Origin of the sequence: Alcanivorax sp. UBA3183 (genome assembly GCF_002364155.1) — a bacterium.
Taxonomy (GTDB): Bacteria; Pseudomonadota; Gammaproteobacteria; order Pseudomonadales; family Alcanivoracaceae; genus Alcanivorax; species Alcanivorax jadensis.
This window is the reverse complement of record NZ_DEXN01000009.1, coordinates 114,366-139,471: the sequence shown is the minus strand read 5'-3', so window position 1 is coordinate 139,471 and position 25,106 is coordinate 114,366. Positions and strand designations below refer to the sequence as shown.

Annotated in this window: 23 protein-coding genes and 4 tRNA genes; 18 read left to right on the top strand and 9 right to left on the bottom strand. The window is 58.2% G+C overall.

Annotated features, from left to right (window positions below):
• The first annotated feature begins 116 nt into the window (after positions 1–116).
• The 6 genes from B3Q33_RS03770 to cysG all read left to right on the top strand — a co-directional run bounded on the left by B3Q33_RS03770 (position 117) and on the right by cysG (position 7,664).
• Positions 117–2,432, top strand: a complete 2,316-nt coding sequence (locus tag B3Q33_RS03770) for a DNA translocase FtsK (protein WP_272961764.1) — start codon at positions 117–119, stop codon at positions 2,430–2,432.
• A 12-nt stretch (positions 2,433–2,444) separates the two neighbouring features.
• Positions 2,445–3,059, top strand: a complete 615-nt coding sequence (gene lolA, locus B3Q33_RS03765) for an outer membrane lipoprotein chaperone LolA (RefSeq protein ID WP_272961765.1) — start codon at positions 2,445–2,447, stop codon at positions 3,057–3,059.
• A complete protein-coding gene (locus tag B3Q33_RS03760) occupies positions 3,056–4,387 on the top strand; it encodes a replication-associated recombination protein A (RefSeq protein ID WP_052042423.1) in 1,332 nt (443 codons plus the stop codon). The genes lolA and B3Q33_RS03760 overlap by 4 nt, the downstream gene beginning before the upstream one ends.
• Positions 4,384–4,776, top strand: coding sequence for a fluoride efflux transporter FluC (locus B3Q33_RS03755; RefSeq protein WP_035244491.1), 393 nt, complete (start codon positions 4,384–4,386; stop codon positions 4,774–4,776). The genes B3Q33_RS03760 and B3Q33_RS03755 overlap by 4 nt, the downstream gene beginning before the upstream one ends.
• A gap of 171 nt (positions 4,777–4,947) precedes the next feature.
• Positions 4,948–6,240 carry a serine--tRNA ligase gene (gene serS, locus B3Q33_RS03750; protein WP_035244490.1) on the top strand — a complete coding sequence of 431 codons (1,293 nt, stop codon included), beginning with the start codon at positions 4,948–4,950 and terminating at the stop codon, positions 6,238–6,240.
• 32 nt (positions 6,241–6,272) lie between these two features.
• Positions 6,273–7,664 (top strand): siroheme synthase CysG, encoded by a 1,392-nt coding sequence (gene cysG / locus B3Q33_RS03745; RefSeq protein ID WP_035244489.1) that lies wholly within the window; start codon positions 6,273–6,275, stop codon positions 7,662–7,664.
• Between the two features lie 137 nt (positions 7,665–7,801).
• On the opposite strand, the gene B3Q33_RS03740 is transcribed toward cysG, so the two are convergent.
• The 6 genes from B3Q33_RS03740 to B3Q33_RS03715 all read right to left on the bottom strand — a co-directional run bounded on the left by B3Q33_RS03740 (position 7,802) and on the right by B3Q33_RS03715 (position 10,780).
• Complete coding sequence (locus B3Q33_RS03740; protein WP_272961766.1) at positions 7,802–8,803, bottom strand: glycosyl transferase family protein; 1,002 nt, start codon at positions 8,801–8,803, stop codon at positions 7,802–7,804.
• Between the two features lie 66 nt (positions 8,804–8,869).
• Entirely contained in the window at positions 8,870–9,121 is a 252-nt protein-coding gene (locus tag B3Q33_RS03735; RefSeq protein WP_272961767.1) for a hypothetical protein, read from the bottom strand.
• 4 nt (positions 9,122–9,125) lie between these two features.
• Entirely contained in the window at positions 9,126–9,428 is a 303-nt protein-coding gene (locus B3Q33_RS03730; RefSeq protein WP_272961768.1) for a hypothetical protein, read from the bottom strand.
• Positions 9,421–9,780 carry a sulfurtransferase complex subunit TusD gene (gene tusD / locus B3Q33_RS03725; RefSeq protein WP_272961769.1) on the bottom strand — a complete coding sequence of 120 codons (360 nt, stop codon included), beginning with the start codon at positions 9,778–9,780 and terminating at the stop codon, positions 9,421–9,423. Before tusD ends, B3Q33_RS03730 begins: the two co-directional genes overlap by 8 nt.
• On the bottom strand, positions 9,780–10,460 hold the full coding sequence (locus B3Q33_RS03720) for a Bax inhibitor-1/YccA family protein (RefSeq protein WP_035244483.1): 681 nt from the start codon (positions 10,458–10,460) through the stop codon (positions 9,780–9,782). The genes tusD and B3Q33_RS03720 overlap by 1 nt, the downstream gene beginning before the upstream one ends.
• The gene (locus B3Q33_RS03715; protein WP_272961770.1) at positions 10,457–10,780 is read right to left on the bottom strand and encodes a hypothetical protein; all 324 of its coding nucleotides are present in this window, start codon (positions 10,778–10,780) and stop codon (positions 10,457–10,459) included. Before B3Q33_RS03715 ends, B3Q33_RS03720 begins: the two co-directional genes overlap by 4 nt.
• Positions 10,781–10,800: 20 nt before the next feature.
• Here B3Q33_RS03715 and B3Q33_RS03710 point away from each other — a divergent pair.
• Positions 10,801–10,888: transfer RNA gene (locus B3Q33_RS03710), tRNA-Ser, on the top strand.
• Between the two features lie 94 nt (positions 10,889–10,982).
• Here the strand turns inward: B3Q33_RS03710 and B3Q33_RS03705 are convergent.
• From B3Q33_RS03705 to B3Q33_RS03695, 3 genes are read right to left on the bottom strand one after another with little or no spacing between them, the layout of a single operon-like run.
• Positions 10,983–12,005: an ArsA family ATPase gene (locus B3Q33_RS03705; protein ID WP_272961771.1), complete on the bottom strand. Its 1,023-nt coding sequence runs from the start codon at positions 12,003–12,005 to the stop codon at positions 10,983–10,985.
• Positions 12,005–12,274 carry a cory-CC-star protein gene (locus B3Q33_RS03700; protein ID WP_052042422.1) on the bottom strand — a complete coding sequence of 90 codons (270 nt, stop codon included), beginning with the start codon at positions 12,272–12,274 and terminating at the stop codon, positions 12,005–12,007. The genes B3Q33_RS03705 and B3Q33_RS03700 overlap by 1 nt, the downstream gene beginning before the upstream one ends.
• A complete protein-coding gene (locus tag B3Q33_RS03695; RefSeq protein WP_272975205.1) occupies positions 12,274–13,947 on the bottom strand; it encodes a carbon starvation CstA family protein in 1,674 nt (557 codons plus the stop codon). The genes B3Q33_RS03700 and B3Q33_RS03695 overlap by 1 nt, the downstream gene beginning before the upstream one ends.
• Positions 13,948–14,263: 316 nt before the next feature.
• On the opposite strand from B3Q33_RS03695, the gene uvrY reads away from it, so the two are divergent.
• The 11 genes from uvrY (at position 14,264) to B3Q33_RS03640 (ending at position 25,105) form a co-directional block, all read left to right on the top strand.
• Entirely contained in the window at positions 14,264–14,917 is a 654-nt protein-coding gene (gene uvrY / locus B3Q33_RS03690; protein WP_272961773.1) for a UvrY/SirA/GacA family response regulator transcription factor, read from the top strand.
• 71 nt (positions 14,918–14,988) lie between these two features.
• Positions 14,989–16,812 carry an excinuclease ABC subunit UvrC gene (gene uvrC / locus B3Q33_RS03685; RefSeq protein WP_272961774.1) on the top strand — a complete coding sequence of 608 codons (1,824 nt, stop codon included), beginning with the start codon at positions 14,989–14,991 and terminating at the stop codon, positions 16,810–16,812.
• 200 nt (positions 16,813–17,012) lie between these two features.
• A complete protein-coding gene (gene pgsA, locus B3Q33_RS03680; RefSeq protein ID WP_084573356.1) occupies positions 17,013–17,612 on the top strand; it encodes a CDP-diacylglycerol--glycerol-3-phosphate 3-phosphatidyltransferase in 600 nt (199 codons plus the stop codon).
• Positions 17,613–17,774: 162 nt separating this feature from the next.
• A tRNA-Gly gene (locus B3Q33_RS03675) sits at positions 17,775–17,850 on the top strand.
• A 53-nt stretch (positions 17,851–17,903) separates the two neighbouring features.
• Positions 17,904–17,977, top strand: a tRNA-Cys gene (locus B3Q33_RS03670).
• A 22-nt stretch (positions 17,978–17,999) separates the two neighbouring features.
• Positions 18,000–18,085 (top strand) — tRNA-Leu (locus tag B3Q33_RS03665).
• A gap of 248 nt (positions 18,086–18,333) precedes the next feature.
• Positions 18,334–22,005, top strand: a complete 3,672-nt coding sequence (locus B3Q33_RS03660) for a response regulator (protein ID WP_272961775.1) — start codon at positions 18,334–18,336, stop codon at positions 22,003–22,005.
• Positions 22,006–22,023: 18 nt separating this feature from the next.
• A complete protein-coding gene (locus B3Q33_RS03655) occupies positions 22,024–22,887 on the top strand; it encodes a CheR family methyltransferase (RefSeq protein ID WP_035244473.1) in 864 nt (287 codons plus the stop codon).
• Between the two features lie 13 nt (positions 22,888–22,900).
• Complete coding sequence (locus tag B3Q33_RS03650; RefSeq protein ID WP_035244471.1) at positions 22,901–23,383, top strand: response regulator; 483 nt, start codon at positions 22,901–22,903, stop codon at positions 23,381–23,383.
• Positions 23,380–23,961: a chemotaxis protein CheB gene (locus B3Q33_RS03645; protein ID WP_232221957.1), complete on the top strand. Its 582-nt coding sequence runs from the start codon at positions 23,380–23,382 to the stop codon at positions 23,959–23,961. Before B3Q33_RS03650 ends, B3Q33_RS03645 begins: the two co-directional genes overlap by 4 nt.
• Positions 23,962–23,968: 7 nt before the next feature.
• Entirely contained in the window at positions 23,969–25,105 is a 1,137-nt protein-coding gene (locus B3Q33_RS03640; protein WP_035244467.1) for a response regulator, read from the top strand.
• The last annotated feature ends 1 nt before the right edge of the window (position 25,106 follow it).

Genomic DNA, 25,106 nt, shown 5'->3' with positions numbered 1-25,106 from the left:
CCCGCCAGTGGCGGGGCGACAAAGCTGGCCGCTCCCAGCGGGATTGACTACAATCGCAATAATTTCAATTCGTTATCGGCACTTCTTTAAGACTTTATCAACTCAAGGGGTAAGGCGTGAGTAAAACGGTTGCCGGGCAAGGACAGTCCGGGTTTTCCCGCCATCTCAAGCGCGGCTTGATCGAGGGCATGGTGATTGCTCTGATCGCCCTGTGCCTGTATCTGCTGCTGGCGCTGATCAGCTTCGACAGCCGTGATCCGGGTTGGTCCTACGTGGGCAACGTTGACGCGGTGCGCAATGCTGCCGGCCGTGCCGGCGCATTCAGCGCCGATCTGTTGCTGGGTCTGTTCGGCTATATGGCGTACCTGTTTCCAGTGCTGGTGGGCTTCTGGGCCACCAAGGTGCTGCGTGAACGTCACGCGGGCTTGCCTGGCAGCTGGCCACTATTCAGCCTGCGGTTGGTAGGCTTCGTGTTGACCATGCTGGCCGGCACCGCGTTGTCTTACATGCACTTCACCGTGGGTGATGCACTGCCTGAAGGCGCCGGCGGGATTCTCGGCCACGAAGTCGGCGCCGCGGCGCTGGCCAGCTTCAACCCCCTTGGCGGCAGCCTGATTATGGTTGCCCTGTTCCTGATCGGGGTCACCATCTTTACCGATCTGTCGTGGATTGCCCTGGCTGAAGGCCTTGGCGCCATGGTGCTGGCTGCGTTCGAGAAAATCCCCGCCTGGTGGCAGGCGCGACGCAAGAAACGTGAAGAGGCCCAGCAGAAGAAACAGGCCCATGAAAAGCGCGCCAAGGTAATCAGCGAGGCCAAGAAGAAAGCGGAAACCCGCACACCGCCGAAGATTGCCAAGCCTGCCAAGCCGGTGGAGAAGAGCGCCAGAGTTCATAAAGAGAAGCAGCAGAAGCTGTTCACCACCGAAGTGAGCGGCGAACTGCCGCCGTTGGTGCTGCTGGACCCGATGGAAGAGGCCAAGGGCGGTTTCTCTGAGGAAGCGCTTGAGGGCATGTCCCGCCTGCTGGAAATCAAGCTTAAAGACTTCAATATCGAGGCCGAAGTAGTGGCTGTGCAGCCTGGGCCGGTGATTACCCGTTTCGAGATCCAGCCGGCCCCGGGTATCAAGGTGTCCAAGATTACCAACCTGGCCAAGGATCTGGCTCGCTCTCTGGCCGTGATCAGTGTGCGAGTGGTGGAAGTGATTCCCGGCAAAACCACGGTTGGCATCGAAATTCCCAACGAACAGCGGGAAATGATTCGTTTTACTGAGGTGGTCGGCACACAAATGTTCGATCAGTCACAGTCACCGCTGACTATGGCGTTGGGCAAGGATATTGCTGGTAACCCGGTCATGGCGGATCTGGCGAAAATGCCCCATATGCTGGTGGCGGGCACCACCGGCTCCGGTAAGTCGGTGGGTGTGAACGCCATGTTGCTGTCCATGCTGTTCAAATCCAGTCCGGAAGATGTGCGGCTGATCCTGATTGACCCGAAGATGCTCGAGCTGGCGGTCTACGACGGTATACCTCACCTGCTAACCCCGGTGGTTACCGATATGAAGGAAGCTGCCGGAGCCCTGCGCTGGGGGGTTGGTGAGATGGAGCGGCGTTATCGCCTGATGGCCTCCATGGGCGTGCGTAACCTTTCCGGCTACAACCGCAAGGTGGCGGATGCCAAAAAGGCCGGCCAGCCACTCAAGGACCCGCTCTGGAAGCCCGACGACCCCATGAATCTGGAGGAAGAAGCCCCTCTGGCGGAGCATTTGCCGTATATCGTCATCGTAATCGATGAATTTGCCGACATGATGATGATCGTCGGCAAGAAGGTGGAAGAGCTGATCGCCCGTATCGCCCAGAAGGCCCGGGCCGCCGGCATCCACCTGATTCTGGCCACCCAGCGCCCGTCCGTGGACGTGATTACCGGCCTGATCAAGGCCAACGTCCCGTCCCGGATCGGCTTCCAGGTATCCTCCAAGATCGATTCCCGTACGGTGCTGGATCAGGGCGGGGCGGAGCAACTGCTCGGCCATGGGGACATGCTTTATTTGCCCGGCGGCAAAAGTGTTCCGGAACGGGTTCACGGTGCCTTTGTCTCAGATGAAGAGGTACACCGTGTCTGTGACGATTGGCGCAAGCGTGGTGAGCCGAACTATCTGGAAGAAATTCTCGATGGCGGCAGCGACCTCAATGCGCCCATGCCCGGTATGGAAAGTGCCGGTGGTGGGAGTGATGACGAAAACGACCCGCTTTACGACGAGGCGGTGGCTTACGTGACCCAGTCGCGCCGGGCCTCCATTTCTTCCGTGCAGCGGAAACTGAAAATCGGCTACAACCGTGCCGCCCGTCTGGTGGAAGCCATGGAAATGGCCGGGGTTGTGACTGAGGCGGGGAATAATGGTCAGCGCGAAGTGCTGGCACCGCCGCCGGTATAACAAGGAGTTTTGATGCGTAATCTGGTAACCGGACTATTGATCATGCCAACCCTGCTGTGGGCGGCACCCACTGACGAACTGTTGTCCAAGCTGCAGAAGCTGGAGTCCATGAAGGGTGAGTTCGAACAGATGGTGCTGGATCAGGGCGGCACCCAAATGCAGGAAGCGGAAGGGGAGTTTCAGGTGGCCCGGGGCAACCGCTTTTACTGGTCCACGGAGATGCCCTTCGAGCAACTGGCAGTGTCCGATGGCAATACCGTCTGGGTCTATGACCAGGATCTGGAGCAGGTAGTCGTGCGCCCTCTCAGCCAGGATCTGGGTCAGACGCCGGCCTTGCTGTTTGGTGGCAAGCCCGCGGATGTGGCCGAAGCCTTCACCATTTCCGAGCGCAGCCGGGAGGCAGAAAGGATTACCTATCGGCTGAAGCCAAAAGGCAAGGATCCGTTGTTTGACCAGTTGGATGTGACCTTCCAGGGCGACCAGCCCAGCTCCATGCGCCTCCAGGATGCCCTGGGTCAGCAGACCGTGATTGATTTTCGCGACCTGACCGTTAACAGCGGCATTGATGACTCCCTTTTCAACTTCGTGCCGCCGGAAGGCACGGATGTCATTCAGCAACAGCAATGAACGACCTGTTCGCCACCGATGCTGCCCAGCAGGCCCAGCCCCTGGCGGCGCGCCTGCGTCCCACCTCGCTGGACGAGTACGTGGGCCAGCAGCATCTGGTGGGCGACGGTAAGCCGTTTCGGCAGGCGCTTGAGCGCGGACAACTGCATTCCATGATTCTGTGGGGCCCGCCCGGCACGGGCAAAACCACCCTGGCCCTGATTCTGGCCCAGGCAGTGGATGCGGCGTTTATTACCCTTTCTGCAGTACTGTCCGGGGTCAAGGATATCCGTGCCGCGGTGGAGCAGGCCCAGGTTCGCCTGGGACAGGGCCGCCGCACGGTGCTGTTCGTGGACGAAGTGCATCGTTTCAACAAGGCCCAGCAGGATGCCTTTCTGCCCCACGTGGAAGAGGGCACCATTACCTTTATCGGTGCCACCACAGAAAACCCCTCCTTCGAGCTCAACAACGCCTTGCTGTCCCGGGCCCGGGTATACCGGCTACGATCGCTGACTTCGGATGATCTGCGCGGTCTGCTGGCGCGGGCTCTGGCGGAGCCAAGCCTGAAGGGCATGCAGCTTGATGATGAAGCCCGCGAGTTATTGCTCAACTACGCTGATGGCGATGCCCGGCGCCTGCTCAACATGCTTGAAGTGGCGGCGGATCTGGCCGATGGCGAGACGCCCGTCATTGATGCAGAACTGATGCGCGAAGTACTGCGCGATGCGGTACGACGTTTCGACAAGGGCGGGGATCTGTTTTATGACCAGATCAGCGCGCTACACAAGTCCGTTCGCGGCTCTGACCCGGATGCCGCTCTGTACTGGTTTGCCCGCATGCTGGACGGTGGCTGTGACCCCCTGTACATTGCCCGCCGCGTAGTGAGGATGGCCAGTGAAGAAGTGGCCAATGCCGATCCCAGAGCGCTAACTCTGTGCCTGCAGGCCTGGGATGTGCAGGAGCGGCTGGGCAGCCCGGAAGGGGAGTTGGCCATTGCCCAGGCCATTGCCTACCTGGCGGTGGCGCCCAAGAGCAATGCGGTCTACAAGGCCTACAATCAGGCCCGTGCACTGGTGCGCGACCATCCCACTGACGAGGTGCCGCTGCATCTGCGCAACGCCCCTACCCAGTTGATGAAAGACGAAGGCTTCGGCGCCGAGTATCATTATGCCCACGATTTTCCGGATGCCTTTGTGGCCGGGGAAAACTATTTTCCAGCTAGCCTCAGTGGAACCCGCTTATATGAACCAGTTAATCGCGGGTTGGAGATCAAGGTGTCGGAAAAGCTGGCTCGCCTTCGCGGCCTGAATGCAGAGAGCGATTGGCAGCGTTACGGAGAGGAGCCATGAGTTTGGCGACCCTGGCGCCCTGGTTGGCGGTTGCCGGAGGTGGTGCCATTGGCGCCTGTCTGCGATTTGCCACCACCTTGTGGATCGGCGTGCCGTCCATGCCGACCTGGCCCTGGGCCACCTTCGGGGTGAATCTGGTGGGCAGCTTTCTGTTCGGCTTTCTGGCCGTGGCACTGGCCAGCCTGCCGGTGGGGGAGCTCTGGCGCCTGGCCCTGATGACCGGCATGCTCGGCGCCCTGACAACCTTTTCCACCTTTTCTTTCGAACTGGTTCGATTGGTGGAAATGAAAGCTTTTGGCATGGCGGCGGGCTACGGGCTGGCGTCGGTGCTGGTCTGTTTTTGCCTGGGTGGGCTGGGGTTGCTCCTGGGGCGGCTGCTCTTCGAGTAACCACTGCCGGAAAAATACACCGTAGGAGCTATGCTTGCATGGCGAACTTGCTTGCGATAACGCCCTGACTGGCGTTCGTCATGCAAGCGTAGCTCCTACGGGAAAGAATCTTATCAGCGTCTTGCGTCAGGCATCTGGCGTCGGGCGTTTTTTGCTTGGAGTAAAACAAACATGCTGGATATTCGTGCCCTGCGACAGGACGGTGACGCCATCAAGGCAGCGCTGGCCAAGCGTGGTTTTGATCTGGATCTGGACGCCTTTGCCGCCCTGGATGCCTGCCGCAAACAGGCCGACGTGCGCTCTCAGGATCTGCAAGCCGAGCGCAAGAAAGCCTCCAAGCAGGTGGGCCAGCTGATCCAGTCCGGCATGGATGTGGAGCAGGCCAAGGCCCAGGTGGCCGAATCCCTGAAGACCATCGATCAGGAGCTGGATCAGGAAGTGGCCAACGCCAAGGCAATTCAGGAAGAAATCCGTGATTTCCTGATGGGCATTCCCAATGTGCCTCAGGACGCCGTGCCTGCCGGCAATGACGAAGACGACAACGTGGAAGTGCGTCAGTGGGGCACACCGAAGACCTTTACCTTCGAGCCCAAGGACCACGTGGATGTGGGCGAGGCGCTGGGGCAGGGCGGTCTCGATTTCGAGCGTGCCGCCAAACTCTCCGGCAGCCGCTTTGCGGTAATGACCGGTGGCCTGGCCCGTCTGCATCGGGCGCTGATCGACTTCATGCTCGACATTCACAGCAGCGAACATGGCTATGAAGAAGTCTATGTGCCTTATCTGGTGGGGCCGGAAGCCCTGCGCGGCACCGGCCAGCTGCCTAAGTTCGCGGATGACCTGTTCAAGATGGAAGGTGAGCGCGAGCTGTATCTGATTCCCACCGCCGAGGTGCCGGTCACCAATCTGGCCGCTGACGAGATTCTCGATGCGGAGGCGCTGCCCCGCCGTTATACCTGCCATACCCCCTGTTTCCGCTCTGAAGCGGGCAGCCATGGCAAGGACACCCGCGGCATGATCCGCCAGCACCAGTTCGAAAAGGTGGAGCTGGTGCAACTGGTACGCCCGGAAGAATCCGATGCGGCCCTGGAAGCCCTGACCGGTCATGCGGAAGCGATTCTGCAGAAGCTGGATTTGCCTTACCGGGTGGTGATCCTTTGCGGTGGTGATCTGGGCTTCTCCTCATCCAAGACCTATGACATCGAGGTATGGCTGCCTAGTCAGCAGCGTTACCGGGAAATTTCCTCTTGCTCCAATTTCCGCGACTATCAGGCGCGCCGCATGCAGGCCCGCTGGCGCAACCCGGAAACCGGCAAGCCCGAACTGGTACACACTTTGAATGGGTCTGGTCTGGCAGTAGGGCGTACACTGGTGGCGATCCTGGAGAACTATCAGAATGACGATGGTTCCGTGACCGTACCGGAGGCATTGCGCCCTTACATGAGAGGCCTGGAGCGACTGCAGTAGCACGCTCCTGCTCATTAAAACCGGGAGCATTGATGGAATTCCTACCAATCAGCTGGCGACTGCAGGGCAAATCGGCCCTGCTTGTGGGGGGCGGTGAAGTGGCCCTGCGCAAAGGGCGTCTTCTGCATCGATCCGGTGCAAAGGTGAGCGTAGTTGCTCCCGATGTGTGCGCGGATCTGCGCGACATTGCGGTGCAAAGCCAGGGTGTCATCCATGAGCGGGCCTTTGAAAGTAGCGATCTGACCGGACAGACACTGGTTATCTGCGCCACCGATGACCCGGCGGTGAATGCGGCGGTGGCGCAGCAGGCCCAGGCTCGGGGATTGCCGGTCAATGTGGTGGACAACCCGTCCCTGGGTGACTTCATTTTCCCGGCTATTGTGGATCGTTCGCCGGTACTGATCAGCATTAGCTCCTCTGGCGCCTCGCCGGTACTGGCGCGCAAGCTGCGCAGCCAGCTGGAGTCAATGTTGCCGGCTCGCTGGGGCCGTCTTGCCGACCTGATGGCCAGGTTTCGCCAGCCCCTCAAGGACAAGCTCAACAATGTGGGCGCCCGCCGTCTGTTCTGGGAGCAGGCCCTGGAGGGGCCGCTGGTCGAGAAGGTCATGGCCGGCAAGGACAGTGAGGCGGAAGTCATGCTTGCCGAGGCCATTGAGGCGGCGGATGCGTCACGACTCAGTCGAGGGGAGGTGTATCTGGTGGGTGCCGGTCCCGGTGACCCGGATTTGCTCACCTTCAGGGCTCTGCGCCTGTTGCAGAAAGCGGATGTGGTTCTCTATGACCGCCTGGTGGGTAAGGGCATTGTGGATCTTGCCCGTCGGGATGCGGAGCTGGTCTACGTGGGCAAGGCCCGCGACAAGCATGCCTTGCCCCAGGACAACATCAACGAACTGTTGGTCCACTACGCCAAACAGGGCAAGAAGGTGTGCCGCCTTAAAGGAGGTGATCCTTTTATCTTCGGTCGTGGTGGTGAGGAAATCGACCTGATCGTGGCCGAAGGCATCGACTTTCAGGTGGTGCCGGGCATTACTGCGGCCAGCGGTTGTGCCGCTTATGCCGGTATCCCGCTTACCCACCGGGATCATGCCCAGTCCGTCCGTTTCGTTACTGGCCACCGCAAAGATGGCACGGTGGATCTGGACTGGCCGCACCTGGTCAGTGAAACCGAAACCGTGGTGTTTTACATGGGGCTGGTCGGTCTGCGACAGATCTGCAGCAAGTTGATGGAACACGGTCGCGCCGGGGACACGCCAATAGGGCTGGTCTCCCGAGGCACCACCAATCTTCAGGAAGTGATCACCGGCACCCTGGATAGCCTGCCGGATCAGATTGAAGGCCGCGAAATCCATGCACCCACGTTGATTATTGTCGGCAGCGTGGTGAGCCTGCATTCGCAGTTTGAATGGTTTGGGAAGGGCAATTGATAATTGAGAATGGATAATTGATAACGGCGCGTGAGAGGGAATCAGTCGCTCGTACACAAGAGGCCGCGCTCATGGCTTGAGCGCGGCCTCTTGTGTTTCAGGTGGTGCCGCGTTGATTCGTAGTTATCAATTCTCAACTATCCATTATCAATTAGTCCCTTGTCCCTGTTTTGCCACAACTCACGTGCCTGCTCCTGCGCCTGCTCCAGGGAAGCCGCCCGGTCCAGCCCCCATAGCGCTACCGCTACGGTCTGGATCACTGCATTTTCGCCATAGTCATCGCTCTGCTCGCCACGCCATACCGCCCGCACCGTTTGTGCATCCGGCTCGCCAGGGGGGCTTTGCCGTGGCATGACGTTGTCCAGAACGGCTGCGCCTTCCAGATGTTCACCGTGGCGGATGCCGGTGATCTGGGTGCGGGCGTCCGGGCGGATTTCCAGTTCGCCGCCTTCGCCCTTGAACAGCAGCAGGTCCTGATCGCCGGCCAGGTCGGCTGCGCCCTGGTGCAGCTCGATATAGGCCGGGTGGAAGACGCTCTGCATGGACAGGGGGGCTCTGGACGGGTTGAGGCTACGCGCCAGGGTGTTGATGGGGGAGCGCAGGCCCAGGAAGTAGCGCAGGGTCAGCAAACGCGATAGAGGCGCGCAGAAGGTCTCCAGTGGCAGATACGCCAGGCCATGTTGATCCAGATGCGCGGCGGCCTCCTGTGGCGAACCAGCTACCGGCAGCCCCAGTTGTGGCAGCAGCTGGTCACTGTAAACCCGGTTGGGAGTGTGGGCGGGGCCACCGTGGAGCAGGGTGCGGATGCCCTGGTTGGCCAGCAACAAGGCAGCCAGTAGGTACCAGGGGTGGTGTTTCTTCTTGCCCGCATAGCTGGGCCAGTCCAGCTGCACGTCCGGCAGGGTTTCCAGTGCCTGATAACAAACCGGGCGGCAGGCATCCAGAAAGCCGGCCAGCTCCTCCGGGGTTTCTTCCTTTACCCGTAGCAGCATCAGGAAAGCGCCAAGCTGAATATCCTCCACCTGGCCATCCAGAATGGCTTGCATGGCCTCCCGGGCTTCCTCCCGGGTGAGGCTGCGCCGGGCCCGTTTGCCGCGGCCAAGCGTCCGTACAAAGGGGGCAAAAGCATGTTCAGTCATGGTCAACCTCGTAGATGCCCGGCAGGAGTGCAAGTTGCGAGCAGCGTACTGCGTGTGAGCGTTATATCAATACCAACTGGTACAAGGGCCATGTTCGGCGACCAGCTCCAGCAGCCGGGCATGGTCGATAACCGGCAAAGGGCTGTCTGGCAGGGCCAGTGCGGGATGCTGAAGCAGGTAACCGTCGCCTTGCAGAGACAACCGTGAAGCAAACAACAGGCCAGCATCGCTGAAGACACAGATATCGCCTTCCCGATACAGGCTTTCAAATACCTGGCGCTGGGGGCTGTCCGGGGTGAAACCTATCAGGTGAATCATCGCCTTAGAACACCAGAACCTGACCGCACTCGTCGCGCAGCGTCTGCAAAGATTGCGAGTCGAGAGTCTCCACCGGGATTGTAGCGACCGGCGCCAGACCCTCGGTGACACAGCGTACGCCGAAGTCCGGCAGCTGTGCCAGGCTGTCGCTGGGTGCCAATTGCAGTTGCTGTAGGCAGTCTTCGGTGAGCCACAGGATCGTGGGCTGGCCGAAGGCTGCACCCGTCAACAACATATCCAGGGTTTCCTGAAACTGGCTGGAAAGCGGTGTGCTGCCACTGGCGATATAGAGAATCTGATTAGCCAAACTGTATTACCCGATCGCTGTGAATCAGGGCATCTGCCCACTGTCCCAGTCCGGCCAGGGAGAAACCGTCCGCCAGGGTATCCGCTACCACTCCCCGGCGCTGTGCCGCCCCCACACAAACCACCGCGTCCAGCGGGTTGTCAGCCAGCCATTGTTGCCATTGCTGGGCCGCATTGGCTTGGGCTCCGTCAGCACTCCAAGCATGACGATGTGCCAGGTGCACGGCATCCCGGTAGAAAAAGAGGCGATAAAGTTGGTGATCTGAGTGGCCCAGCAGGGCTTGGGCGGTGTGGAGAGCGGTCAGTGCGGCGGCGGAATCCGCCGCCGCATTGACCAGAAGGGCAAACCGCATCAATCGTCGCCGCCGAGGGCGGTGAGCAGGTGCAGCAGAGACATGAAGAGGTTATACAGGGACACGAACAAGGTCACCGTGGCCATGATGTAGTTAGTCTCGCCGCCGTGAATGATGGCGCTGGTCTGCCACAAGATCAGCATTGAGGACAGCAATACGAAAGCGGCGGAGATCGCCAGGGCAAGTGCCGGGATGGCGAAGAAGATATTGGCGATTGCCGCAACAAAAGCCACCAGAATACCGACCATGATGAAATTGGTCATGAAGCTGAAGTCTTTCTTGGTCACCAGAGCGATGGCTGACATGGCCACGAAGATCCCTGCAGTACCGCCCAGAGCCATGGTCACGGTTTCCATGCCGCCAGGCATTTGCGCGTACATGTTGATGATCGGGCCAGTGGTAAAGCCCAGCCAGCCGGTCAGACCGAATACGGCCAGGATGCCCCAGGCGCTATTGCGGAGCATATTGGTGGCGAATAGCAGGCCGAAGTAGACGCCGAGGGTCAGCCATACGTTGACAAAACCGATGTTGCTGGCCATGGCAAACCAGGATGCACCGGTAGCTACAATCAGTGACAGCCCCAGCAGCATGTAGGTGTTCTTCAATACCTGGGCCGCACGTTCCCCGGTGACGGCAGCACCGTGCGAGGATACGGAATAGGGGTTTGTCTGGTTATTCATGTGTTTGCACTCATCCTGCGAATTGTACCTGTGATAATAAGGGCGGCCGCGTCAAAATCAAGCAATGAAAGCAGGCGAAAAGCCTTGTTTTTTGTGGTTTTACGAGGGGGAGAGCCGCGGCAGCCCTTTGGGGAAATTTGTCGCGCCAAGAAAGTGGATATCGTCATCATCGTGATGCCGGCATCTGTAGCGTCATGGTTATCAATAACGGATTTATCTTCAGTAGACCAAAAGGACGTCGGTGAACGTCGGTTTTGGTTAACTTTCAACCATTTGCCATCCTGATTTGCGTACCGCGATTGACTGACTTTGTTGCTCATGTATTATTGCTGACCTGTTCGGAGGGGTGGCAGAGTGGCCGAATGCACCGGTCTTGAAAACCGGCGACGGGAGACCGTCCGTGGGTTCAAATCCCACCCCCTCCGCCAAACAAGAAGCCCGCACTCAAATGAGTGCGGGCTTTTTTATGGTCAGTCAACTGGGCAGCGCATAACTGGAATGGAACGCTCGAAACAGGCCGACCTAGACCGTCGCTCCCAGCAGGGCGGCGAAATTTTGAAGCGCATCCAGCCCTTGAATATCGTCTTCCAGCAGCGGCAAGTGGATTCTGGGTAGCCCCTTGAAAGCCTCATCCAGTTGGATCATATGTCGTTGCTGGCGTGCCAGCCGGGCGGCGAAAAAGGCACTGTCAGCGGCATCGGCAAGCACCCGGTTGACGATGGCCCCGGCTACCGGGATATGGCTGTCGGAAAGTGTCGCTACGGCACGGGCGGTTTCCAGAATGGGTAGCCGCTCCGGGGTCAGCACAAACAGAAAGGCGGTGTGCAGCGGATCACTGAGCTGTCTGCGGGTGCGGTGGAATAAACGCTGCCTGGCCATCAATGTTTCCGCGACTTCCCGGCTTCGGGGATCCAGATCGGCGGTGGCGTGCTCGGTGGGGTCCTGCAGCGGGCTGTCCAGGTCCTTGCCGGGGGTCAGGTGACCGAGCACCTTGCCCAGTGTCCGTGCCTTTTCAGTATGGCGCAGCAGACCATCGGTCCAGGCGGCCATCACTTCCGGCAGGCTCAGTAGCCGCAGGGTGTGGCCGGTAGGCGCGGTATCAAAAATCAGCAGGTCGAAGTCGCGGCTGTCTTCGTCAATGGTGCGGGCGATACGCTCCAGCAGGGCAGCTTCCTGAGCACCAGGAGACTGGCGACTCAGGCGCAGTTGCTTCTCCAGTTCCCGCACCTGGTCCGGGCCGGCGAAGCGGCGCATCTGGGCGCTGACCCGATCCAGATACGCATCCACTTCCTGATCCGGGTCCAGCTCCAGGGCAACCAGATTGGGGGCCAGGCGGGTAGGGCGGTTGCCGATGGGGCGGTCGAAGGCGTCGGCCAGACTGTGGGCCGGGTCGGTGGATACCAGCAGCACCTGGCGTCCCTGGTCGGCGGCGCGCAGGGCCAGGGCCGAGGCGGTCGTGGTTTTTCCCACGCCGCCCTTGCCGCCGACCATCAGCAGGGATTTTTCCGTCAGCAGTCGATCCAGATCCAGTAACGTTGCAGCCATCAGCAGCAGCGGAAATGGTCAAGCGGTGAACGTTCCATGCCCATACGGGTATGCCAGTCGTGGAAGCGGTCCATGAGCAGCGGTTGCAGCTCCAGCGTGCTCCAGGCAGCGGGGTTGGGCACACCCATCATTTCGGCAAATACCAGCAACATGAACAGATCTTCCTCATCCCGTTTGGCGCGGGCAATGGCCGCCCGGTAGGGGGCGTTGTAGTACTGGGCGCCCAGTTCTCCCAGGCGGCGGAAAAACAGCCGCGTCTTGCCTGGCATCAGATTCTCTCCGGTGGGGCGTTGAAGGCTCGTTTCAGGGCAGCGGCGCACTCCAGTGTGACCAGCAGGGCTGCCACCAGGACTACCAGGTCCAGGCCCAGCAGGAACCAGTCGGACTTGTCATAGAAGCTCTTCAACTGGATCAGCAGCGCGTACAGGGTCATTACCAGCAGGAATACCAGTGGCGCCAGGGTATAAATGGCGGGTCGGCCGCGTTTGACCAGCATGATGGTAATCACCAGCAGTGTGAGGCCGGCGAGCAACTGGTTGGTGGTCCCGAAAAGCGGCCAGATCAGCAGGCCCCCCGAGCCATCCGCACCGCCGGCACCAAAGGCCAGCAGCAGGCAGCTAGCTACCGCCAACAGGGTGGCGGGCAGGGGGAGGGTCAGCCATTTTTGCTGATAGATTTCACCCCATTCCTGGAAGATATAGCGTTGCAGCCGCAAGCCGGTATCCATGGTGGTGCCGGCAAACAGGGCAGCCATCACGGTCAATAACGTTGCCGCCACCCCCACATCCATGCCGGTACCGCCGGCCAGGATATTGGCGCCGCCATTAACAAAGGCGGTGAGGCTGCCATCACCAAAGGCGGTGTAGACGGCCTGCCAGTCAGCTAGAGTGGCGAAGCCGGCAGTCGCCGCAATGATCGCTGCCAGGGCCAGGGCCCCTTCACCCACCGCACCGAAATAGCCGACAAAACGGGCATCCGGCTCCTTGTCCAGTTGTTTGGAGCTGGTGCCGGACGCCACCAGGCCATGGAAGCCGGAGATGGCGCCGCAGGCGATGGTGACAAACAACAGAGGTAGCAGGGAAGGCGTGCCGGCGGGAACATCATGATTGATCATCGGCGCCACCACTTGCGGGTTGCCGATGAGCACGGCGCCGTAGAGCAGGATCAGGCCGACAAATAATTGCAGACCGTTGATGTAATCCCGTGGCTGCAACAGCACCCACACCGGCAGCAGGGAGGCGATGGCGGCATAGCCGAACAGCAGCAGTATCCAGCTTGCATTGGCGGACAGACCCACGACCTGTTCCGGCAATTCCACCGGGACCTGCGGGCCCACATAGATAAGGCTGTAGAGGGCTATGACGCCGACTATGGAAACCACACCCAGGCCGATAACCCGCCGGTAGATCAACTGGCCGATCACCAGTGCCACAGCGATGGCGCCCCACACCGGCACGACGGCGCCGGGGTTGTTGATCAGCAGTTTGGCAATGACTACCCCGAAAACCGCGTTGACCATCAGCAACACCAGGAAGATGACGATCATGAACACTGTGCGGGCACGGCGACCGACAACCTCGCCAGTCAGGGCGCCAACGGATTTGGCTCTATTGCGTACGCTGGCCCACAGGGCGCCACTGTCGTGGACGCCGGCAAAGAAGATGGTGCCGAAAACCACCCACAGGAAGGCGGGCAGCCAGCCCCAGATTACCGCGATGGCAGGCCCGACAATCGGTGCGGCGCCGGCCACAGAGGTGAAGTGATGGCCCCACAGCACAAAGCGGTTGGTGGGCACGAAATCCACGCCGTCCTCGAATTCGTGGGCCGGAGTGCGAAAATTGGGGTCGAGCTTGTAGATGCGCGTGGCGATAAAGCGGGAGTAGAATAAATAGCCGGCGGCCATGCCACCCAGGCCGAGCAGAAGCAGGACGATTGCGCTCATGGGGTGTCCTTTGTCATTGTCGCTGTTGGTAGCCCGTTGGGGCGCAGGTTAACGCCTATGGTTAGTGCTTTTAGTCCGGGCGTCAACGCGACCAATGGCTAACAGGTTCTGGTTTGGGTCTGTGCGAGGCTGGGTCGTGATTTGGAAAATAGTTGCTTTGCATGGATGCTGGGCATACAAGAATGGAAATATCCGGGGTGGCGTGAGGAATGTCATCGTTTGATATCAAGACCCTATGCATGCGGGTGCACAGACGCTACCCTTCGTGCCTTACTGAAAAAGAAGTGGGTAAAGGAATTACCCGGGGGAAGCAGTAATGATCAAAGTATTGGTAGTGGACGACCATGATCTGGTCAGAACCGGCATTGCCAGAATGCTGGATGAAGTGGAAGGCTTGCGGGTGGTTGGCGAAGCCAGCTCCGGCGAGCAGGCAGTGCAGATGGCCAAGGATACCGTGCCGGATGTGGTGCTGATGGACATCAAGATGCCGGGTATCGGTGGTCTTGAAGCAACCCGTAAATTGTTGCGCGTGGACGAGGGTGTTCGTGTCATCGCCGTGACCATGTGTGAGGAAGAGCCCTTTCCTTCCCGCCTGATGAAAGCCGGTGCCGCAGGCTATATGACCAAGGGTGCGGACCTGGAAGAAATGGTCCGCGCCATCAAGATTGTCACCACCGGGCAACGTTATATCAGCCCGGAAATTGCCCAGACCATGGCCCTCAAGCCTTACACTGGCGATGATGTATCCCTGCTGGATATGCTCTCAGAGCGTGAGTTGCAGATCATGATGATGATCGTCAACTGCCACAAAGTGCAGGATGTGGCCGATAAACTTTGCCTGTCTCCGAAAACCGTCAATACTTACCGTTATCGCATTTTCGACAAGCTGGGCGTGACCAGCGATGTGGAAATGGCGTTGCTGGCAGTGCGCCATGGCATGCTGGATGCGGTAGAGAACACCGTTTCCTGAACGCAAAAGGGAGTAATAGGCCGGCCGGAACTGTTACACTTTTGGTGCAGTAACTGGCCGAGACCTATCCCTTGTCAGAGTTCGATCCCCAACATTTTCTGGATCATTGCGCCCGCAAGCCGGGCGTCTATCGCATGCTCAATGATGGCGGTGACGTCCTTTATGTGGGCAAGGCGCGTAATTTACAGGCGCGTCTGAGCAGTTATTTCCAGAAGAACATCACCAGCGCGAAGACCCGGGCTTTGGTAGGCCGTATTGCCAGTGTCCAGACTACGGTCACCGGCAGCGAGGCAGAAGCCTTGCTGCTGGAGCAATCGCTGATCAAGGAGCTGCGGCCGCCCTATAACATTCTGCTGCGCGACGACAAATCCTATCCCTACATTCGTATCACCTCCGCGGACCGGTTCCCGCGCATCACCTTTCATCGAGGTAGCCGTCGCAGCGGCAGTCACTATTTCGGCCCTTACCCCAGTGGTGGTGCAGTACGGGAAGCGCTTTCCCTGGTGGAAAAAGTCTTTCGGGTGCGCAATTGCAGCGACAGCTACTTCCGCAACCGGACACGGCCCTGCCTGCAGCATCAGATCAATCGCTGTACCGCCCCCTGCGTTGGTCTGGTCAGCGAGGAAGCCTATGCCCATCAGGTGAAACTGGCCATGGACTTCCTCGATGGCCGCAGTAGGGAAGTGGTCGAGCAGCTTAGTGCGGAAATGGATGCCGCGTCCCAGTCTCTGGATTTCGAGCGGGCCGCGATCGTGCGCGACCAGCTAGCGGCGATTCAATCTGTACAGCAGAAGCAATACGCGGAAACCGGTCAGGGCAATCTGGATGTGGTGGCCATTGATAGCCGTCATGGCCTGGCAGTGGTTGAAGTGTTGATGATTCGCGGTGGCCGGATTCTTGGCCACCGCACCTTCCGGCCGGATACCCGTGGCGAAGAGGATCAAAACGAAATTCTGGAAGCGTTCCTGGCCCAGTATTACCTGGGCGACCGGGAAGATCCGGTGCAGCCTCAGGAAATCCTGCTGGGTCTGGAGCCCACCAGCGCGGAGGCGTTGCAGCAGGCTTTGAGCGGCCATTGGGGCAAGAAGGTTCGTCTGGCCTGGCGAGTAAGAGGCGAGCGGGCTGCCTGGATCGACATGGCCCAGACCAATGCCCAGCAATCCCTGGCAGCGGAACTGGCGGCCCGCGAGCACATGGAGCAGCGTTTTCTGTCTCTTGAAGCGTTGCTTGGGGCGGATGAGCCGGTGCGTCGCATCGAGTGTTTTGATATCAGCCATACCCAGGGTGAGAAAGCGGTGGCGTCCTGTGTTGTCTTCGATCAGCAGGGAGCCAGGAAAACCGACTACCGGCACTTCAACGTGGCCCCGGCCCATGCCGGGGATGACTATGAAGCGCTGGAAGAGGCGGTGCGACGTCGCTATCAGCGGGTAATCAAGGAGCAGGGCAGATTGCCGGATCTGTTGCTGATCGATGGTGGTAAGGGGCAGATGCAGCGCGCCTGGGATGTGGCGCAGGAGCTGGGTCTTCAAGACCGGGTTCGGGTGATGGGCATTGGTAAGGGGCCCAGTCGGCGGCCAGGCTTTGAAGTGTTGTATTTGCCTGATGGGCAGGAGCTGGTGCCGGGGCCATCCCATTCCGCGTTGCATCTGCTGCAACAGGTCCGTGATGAGGCCCACCGGTTTGCACTAACCGGGCATCGAGCCCGACGCGGCAAGACTCGCAAGCAGTCCTCCCTGGACGAGATTCCCGGTATTGGCCCGAAGCGCCGCAAGGCGCTGCTGACACATTTTGGCGGCCTCAAACAGTTGCGCAATGCCTCCGCCGGAGAGCTGGCGCGGGTGCCGGGTATCAATGCCCAGATGGCGCAAACTCTCTACGATTGGTTTCATGACTAGGCGCTGGTCGCAAAATCGGCAATGAGTCACAGTCGGCTTTCCGTTATACTGGTCCTTTCGGCCTGTTAGTGCCCGCTGTGTTCCAGTTCCGCGGGTGTTGAGGCTGGCCATGCCCTGCGTTCGTGCCGCTCCCCATGCTTTTTCAGGTGTGCGACGGCCGAGCAGCGTATCAACAGGCCCTTATTTTGGCGGTAGTCCCTATGCAGAAAACGAGCCCGATCCTGAATTTGCCCAATATTCTGACCATGATTCGTGTATTGGCAATTCCCGTTCTGGTTCTGGTGTTCTATTTGCCGTTCAAATGGAGCGACATGTGTGCGGCGGCCCTGTTTCTGGCTGCGGGTGTGACCGACTGGTTGGACGGCTACCTGGCACGGCGCCTGAATCAGACCAGCCCCCTGGGGGCCTTTCTGGATCCGGTGGCGGACAAGCTGATCGTTGGCGTGGCCCTGGTGATGCTGGTACAGATTCATGCTACGGCATGGCTGGCGGTGCCCGCCATGGTGATCGTTTCCCGGGAAATTGCAGTGTCTGCCCTGCGTGAGTGGATGGCAGAACTGGGGCAGCGGGGCAGAGTGGCGGTAAGTCAGCTCGGCAAGATCAAGACGGTGACCCAGATGACAGCCATCACCCTGTTGCTGGCCCAGAAGCCTGGTTTCGATGCGTTTGGCGATATCGTCATGACCCCCTGGTTGTGGCTCAGTTATGGCCTGCTGTATCTGGCTACGGCGTTGACCCTCTGGTCCATGGGCTCCTATCTGCGTGCGGCAGCCCCCGAGTTACTGAAAAGCGGGGACTGAGTCGGCCGTGGCAGCCTGCCTGGTGCCGAGGGCGGTGCGAATCGGGGATTTTTTAGTCAAAGTGCTGAAAAATCAGAAAAAACAATCAGGTCCGGCTTGACAGTGGGAGGGCGATGAGTAGAATTCTTCCCCGCAACGACGCATGATTCGGGGCAGAAAAAAGCGGGAATAGCTCAGCTGGTAGAGCACAACCTTGCCAAGGTTGGGGTCGCGAGTTCGAATCTCGTTTCCCGCTCCAAGTTTTCAAAAACCTCGGTTCCGCCGAGGTTTTTTCTTGGTAAACAGTTTAAAGGCGCGGTGGCAGAGTGGTTATGCAGCGGACTGCAACTCCGTTAACGCCGGTTCGATTCCGACCCGCGCCTCCAATTATTGACCTGCACGGTCACCGCCCGGGTGGCGAAATTGGTAGACGCAACGGACTTAAAATCCGTTGACCTTTGGTCGTGCGGGTTCAAGTCCCGCCCCGGGCACCAGCTTTACCCTTCCTGCTATACCCTCCATCTCCAGTATCATTTGCCATCACCGCTAGTCGAAAATAATTCCAGCCAAATCAACCACCTGGTTACGCAACTTCAGGCACTTTATTGCCGTGTTGCCAGGCTTTCTGGTAGCCTCACACTTTAGTCTTAGCCTGCTTCTGCAATCTGATCGCGGATTCAGGCTTAGCCCTTTCGGGGGGGCACTGAGAACAAAAAGCCGGAAAGGCGAGAGGGCTATCTGAATGAACTGGTTCCAGAACCTGTCTGTGCGGCTGAAGATTCTGTCTGTGGCCGGACTGGGTATTGTGTTGTTTGTGGTCTATGCGGCCTACAGCTTCTACATTGCCGAAACCAATATTGATCATCTGAAACGGATCGAGAGTCAGGACTTCCCGGTTCTGGAGCTGGTTAACGCCAACAATGTGGATTTCATTGCCATCAGTGAGTCCTTTATTGCGGCCATCACCCAGGCTGATCCGGATCTCTTACAGGAAGCGCAGAGTCGTGCCGCCGAGTTCGAGCAACGGCTGGCGGATATCCGTCGCACCGACCCCAGCCTGTCAGGCAGCGTTGAAGACTTGCGCAGTAGTTTCAGTGCCTACATTGGTGAAGCCACCACTCTGGCGCGCAGCCTGATTGACAACGATACGGCTTCGGATGATCTGTATCAGCGCATCAGCCATGTTCGCAGCCTGCAGGATGCCTACGAGACCCACCAGAAAGCGTTTGAGAAGCAACGCTACGAAGCGTTTCGCGACACGCTCAATTCCAGTCGTTCCGATAATCTCAGTACCCAGAAAATCGGCCTGTTCCTTGGGCTGGTTGCCTTTACCTTATTGGCCCTGATTGCCCTGCGTGTCACACGCGCCATTACCTTGCCACTGGAAGGCGCAGTGAACGCGGCCGATAATATTGCCAATGGCAAGTGGGATACCAAGATTGAAAAGGGAGGCCGTGACGAGACTGGCCACCTGCTGCACGCCATTCGCAAGATGCGTGACTCGCTGATAAAGCGCCACACCGAGGACCGCCGCCAGGAAACCATCAAGAATCATCTGGCTGAGCTCAACAACCGCATGCGTGGTGAGATGAGCTTTGAGCAGCTGGGCAACAACATGCTCAGTTTCCTGGTGCCGGTACTGGAAGCTCAGGTGGGGGCGTTTTACAGCTTCGACCCATCCACCGAGCAGCTCACCCTGAGTAGTTCCTATGCCATGCAGCGGCGCAAGCATCTGGCCAACACCTTCAAGCTGGGCGAGTCTTTGGTTGGCCAGTGCGCACTGGAACGCAAAAGTATCCTCCTGGAGCAGGTGCCGGAGGATTACATCAGTATCGCTTCCGGAACCGGCGCCGGGCAGGCTCGCAATGTGATGGTGATGCCGGTTGTCCATGATGATGAGATCAAGGGCGTGCTCGAAATCGGCGCTTTCCGTGAATTCAGTGACGAAGACCTGACATTCCTGGAACAATGCGTGTCCGTAATCGCGGTGTCTGTGCATAGCGTGCAAAGCCGCATGCGTCTCGCGCAAATGCTTGAACAGACCCAGGAGCAGGCTGTCGCTCTTGAGCGACAGAAAGAAGAGATGGCCCAGGTCAATGAAGACCTGGAAGAGCAGGCCATGGAGCTGTCTGCTTCGGAGTCACGCCTGCAGCAGCAGCAGGAAGAACTCAAGGCGATCAACGAGGAGCTGGAGTCACAGACCCAGGCCTTGCGCGCGTCTGAAGAGAGTTTGCAGGCTCAGCAGGAAGAATTGCGCGTTACCAACGAAGAGCTGGAAGCCCAGGCGCGTTTGCTTACTGAACAGAAGAGTGAGATGGCGCAGAAGAATGACGAGCTTGAGCTGCTGCGCCACGAGCTGGAAGACAAGATCCGCGAACTGGAAATGTCCTCCAAGTACAAATCCGAGTTCCTCTCCACCATGAGCCACGAACTGCGGACGCCGCTCAACTCGATCCTGATTCTCTCCAATGCGCTGGGCCAGAACAAGAAAGGCAATCTGGATGATAAACAGGTAGAACACGCCCAGGTAATCCATTCTGCCGGCTCGGATCTTCTCAGCCTGATCAACGATATCCTCGATATTTCCAAGATCGAGGAAGGCAAGATGGATGTCATCATTGATGACCTGTCACCGCAGGAAATTAGTGAGCATTTCCGGCGCAACTTTGCCCATGTGGCGGAAAGTCGCAATCTGGATTTTCACGTCAATCTGGGCGACAACCTGCCCGATTACTTCTACACCGATCGTCAGCGCCTGGAGCAGATCATCAAGAATCTGCTTTCCAACGCCCTGAAATTCACCGAGCAAGGTTCGGTGACGCTGACCATTGCCCGCCCGGAGGAAGACGAATCACTGCCTTCTCGCCAGTTGCTGCGTGACCAGACGATCAAGTTTGCTGTGACCGATACTGGGACTGGCATTGCGTCGGAAAAACAGAAGCTGATCTTCGAGGCCTTCCAGCAAGCAGATGGGACTACCAGCCGGAAATATGGCGGTACCGGCCTGGGGCTGACCATTTCCCGGGAGCTGGCACGCCTGCTGGGCGGCGAAATCAGCCTTTACAGTGACGGGGAAGGCACGGGTTCTACCTTCATGCTGTATCTGCCAGAAGGCTCCGAGGAGTCCATGGAAGCGTCAGCCAGCGGTGCGACCCAGGAAGCAGATATTGGCACGAATGCGGAAGCGCATACCGCACCACTGACGCATGCGGAAACAGCCCGGGATGATTTCGTTGTACGCGAAAAGACCGTACTGATCGTCGAGGATGACAGCGAATTCGCCAATGTCTTGCTGGAATTGGCCGCCGACTATGGGCTGGAAGGGCATATCTGTTCGGACGGGGAGGCAGCACTTGAATACGCCAGCCACTACCGCCCCAGTGCCATCATTCTGGATATCGGCCTGCCGGGCATTGATGGCTGGGAAGTGATGGAAAAACTCAAGGCAGACCCGCGCACCAAGGATATTCCTGTGCATTTTCTGTCGGGACGTGATGAGCGCAAGAAAGCCCTCGAACTGGGTGCCATCGATTTCCTTACCAAGCCGGCCAAGCAGGATGACATCCTCTCTGCCTTTGCCAAGATTGAAGGTGCCATCGAAACCAATGTGCGCCGTTTGCTGGTGGTGGAAGACAGCGAGATCCAGCACGAGAGTATTCGCGAGCTGTTTGACCAGAAAGGGGTGGAAATCACGGCTGCAACCAGTGGTGAGGAGGCGCTGAAAGCCCTGCGTGAAACCGTGTTCGACTGCATGATTCTGGATTTGACTCTGCCAGACATGAGCGGTTTCGAACTGCTGGAAACCCTTCATGCCAGTGAAAGCTATGACAGCGTTCCGGTGGTCATTTACACCGGCAAAGACATGACCCGGGAAGAAGAAGCGAAGCTGCGCAAATACGCTGACCGGATCATTCTCAAGACAGAGCGCTCTCATGAGCGGCTGCTGAATGAAGCGTCCCTGTTCCTGCACTGGCTGGAGTCCACGTTGCCGGCCAACCGCCGCACCAGCACGGATGCCATCGAGCATCGTGACGATATTTTCGAAGGTAAGCAGCTACTGCTGGTGGATGATGATATGCGCAATATCTATGCGCTGTCGGCCCAGCTTGAAGAGCTGGGTTTTGATATCACCATTGCCAACAATGGTCGAGAAGCACTGGATGTTCTGGAAGAGCACCCGGATATGGATATCGTGCTGATGGATATCATGATGCCGGAGATGGATGGCTATGAGGCCATGACGCATATCCGCGAGCAGGCCCGCTTCCAGAAACTGCCGATGCTGGCACTCACCGCCAAGGCCATGAAGGACGACCGGGCCAAATGTATTCAGGCGGGCGCCAACGATTATTGCTCCAAGCCGATTGATATGGCAAAACTCACCTCGCTGTTGCGGGTTTGGCTCCACAAGTAGGCCCTGGAGGATCAATAAATGGCTGAGCCGTACCCCATCGATGATGATGAGATCAATGTGGAGGATATCGAGATCCGGCTGTTGCTGGAGGCTATCTACCAGATGTACGGGTACGATTTTCGCTCCTACAGCAAGGCCTCCATTCGTCGCCGGGTCATGCATCGGATGACCATGTCCGGCTTCGCCTCGATCATGGAAATGACCGACAAGGTACTGCGGGACCGGCCGTTCTTCGTGACCCTGCTCAACGATCTCACCGTCAATGTGACCGAGATGTACCGGGATCCGGAGTTCTACCGGGCCTTCCGTGAGGACGTGGTGCCGGTATTGAAAACCTTTCCCTTTATCAAGATATGGCATGCCGGTTGCTCAACCGGCGAGGAAATTTATTCCATGGCCATCCTTCTGGAGGAAGAAGGGCTCTACGACCGCGCCATGATCTATGCCACCGATATCGACAAGAATGTGCTGGCCTCCGCCAAAAAAGGGATCTATTCCATTGAGGCGGTAAAGCAGTATGGTGACAATTATCGCAGGGCAGGGGGGCGACACTCACTGTCTGACTACTTCACCGCGCGCTATGACAGCGTGATTATGGAGCAGCGCCTCAAGCGCAATATCGTTTTTGCTGACCATGACCTGGCAACGGATCAGGTTTTTGGTGAAATGCACGTTATCCTGTGCCGCAATGTGCTGATCTACTTTGATCGCGCCCTGCAGGCCCGAGTGATTCGACTGTTCAGTGACAGCCTGGACATGGGCGGCTATCTCTGCCTCGGCACCAAGGAAAGCCTGCGTTTCAGTGGTCAGGAAGAGACCTTTGATGTGATCAACACACCGCTGCGAATTTTCCGCAAGCGTCAATTACTTCACCACGCATGACTAGAGACAACCAATGATAGTGCAGAAGCTGCTACTCGTGGATGACCAACCCGCCAACCTGGTGTCGCTGGAGGCAGTCCTGGAAGGTGAGGGGCGCACCCTGATCAAGGCGCATTCCGGTCAGGAAGCCTTAAAGGTTCTGCTTAAGGAAGATATTTCTCTGGTGCTTCTGGATGTGCAGATGCCAGGCATGGATGGCTTTGAAGTTGCAGAATTGATGCGTCAGCGCAAGGATACGCAGACCATCCCCATTATTTTTGTGACTGCCATCAGCAAGGAAAAGAAATACGTATTCAAGGGCTACCAGGCTGGGGCTGTGGATTACCTGTTTAAACCCCTGGATCCATTGATCCTAAAGAGCAAAGTGGATTTCTTTCTCAGTCTGGACAAACAGCGGCGCGAATTGCAGGAGAAACTGCGCGAAGCCCAGGCTCATCGTGCCGCCTACGAAGCCGGAAAAACCCAACGCGGGGAGGGCAGCGGTAACTCATCGTGATAAACAGAATCGGGCCGGTAAAGGCGATTGTCATGGGGGCCTCCTGGGGAGGCCTTAATGCGTATACTCGCATCTTGTCGGCGTTGCCGGCCGACTTTCCGGCTGCGATCTTGCTGGTTCAGCATCAACATGCCAGCGCGGAAAATCGTTTGCCGTGGTTGCTGGCCCGCTATTGCCAACTGCCGGTGATCGCGCCAGAAGACAAGGAAGAAATACAACCAGGTTGTGTCTATGTGGCCCCACCGGGGTACCACATGCTGGTAGAAGAGGATGGGACGTTGGCTTTTTCTGCTGGAAGGGCTGTACTCTTTTCTCGCCCATCGGTAGACGAGCTGTTTCTTTCCGCGGGGGCGGTTTACGGAAAACAGCTTGTCGGGGTTATTCTTACCGGCGCCAATGAAGATGGTGCAAAAGGAATTGACTATATTCACCGTCGTGGCGGGTTCACCATTGCCCAGTCACCGGTAAGTGCAGAAGCACCGGCCATGCCCGAAGCGGCAATAAAAACAGGTGCGGTTTCCAGAGTGCTCGATCTTGAAGCAATCGGGCCCTTTCTGGCAGAACAGGTTCCAGGGTAGTAGACCTATGAAGCAAAACATTTTGGTTGTGGATGACCACAGGGAAAATCTTATCGCCCTTGAAGCAATTCTCGATGGGGAAGGGCGTAACCTCGTTATGGCACAATCAGGTAACGAGGCTCTCTCGCTGGCTCTGAAATATGATTTCGCGCTGGTGTTGCTGGATGTGCAAATGCCGGATATGGACGGCTTTGAAGTCGCCGAGCTGATGCGCAAGAACAACAAAACCCGCCATATCCCCATCATTTTCGTTACCGCCCTCTCCAAAGAGCAGAAATACGTGTTCAAGGGCTATGAATGTGGCGCGGTGGACTATCTGTTCAAGCCCATCGACCAGAAAATACTGGAAGCCAAGGTCAATGTGTTTCTTGAGCTGGATCGCCAGCGAAAGAAACTGCAGCAGGCTGTGGTACAGATGAAACGCCTGAAGGACGAAAACGAACGCCTGCTACACGCCCTCGGCGAGGCTCTGATAGGGGCTGATGCCCGCGGCAAGGTGTCTTTCTGCAATGAGGCAGCCTGTGCGCTGCTGCGTCGCCCTCGCGATGAACTGGTAGGTAAGGATATTGCGGCGCTGATCTTCAATGATGATACCGGCAAGCGTCGCTGGGAGTGGAAGGACTCGCCGTTGCGTCAGGCCTGTCAGCAAGGTGAGGGCTGGAAAAACGAACACAGCCTGTACACACAGGATGAAGACGGACTGGTAGCCTTGTCGGTGCGTGGCAACGCCATCAACGATGATTCCGGCAATTTTACCGGTGTCGTCATTGTGTTGCGTAGGGCTGACGACGAAAATGATGTGAGAGACAGCCGCAAGGATCATCGCCGCCACCCGCGCAAGAAGCTGTTTCGGGAAATGGTGGTGTTCGATCGCAGTACCGGTGGTAACGTGGGCCGTCTGATGAATATCAGCCTGGATGGCTTCAAGCTGTTTACCCGTCGGGAGCTTCCCCATGGCGAAGTATTGCATATGGGGATGGTGTTGCCGGATCAGATTGCCGGGGTAAACACCATCAGCTTCGATGCCCGGGTGGTATGGTCGGAAATTCTGGATGCTCCCGGGGAATACCAGGTGGGTTTCCAGTTCATGGAACTGACAGAGATCACGGCGAATGTGATCGAGAATCTGATGGACAAATACTGAA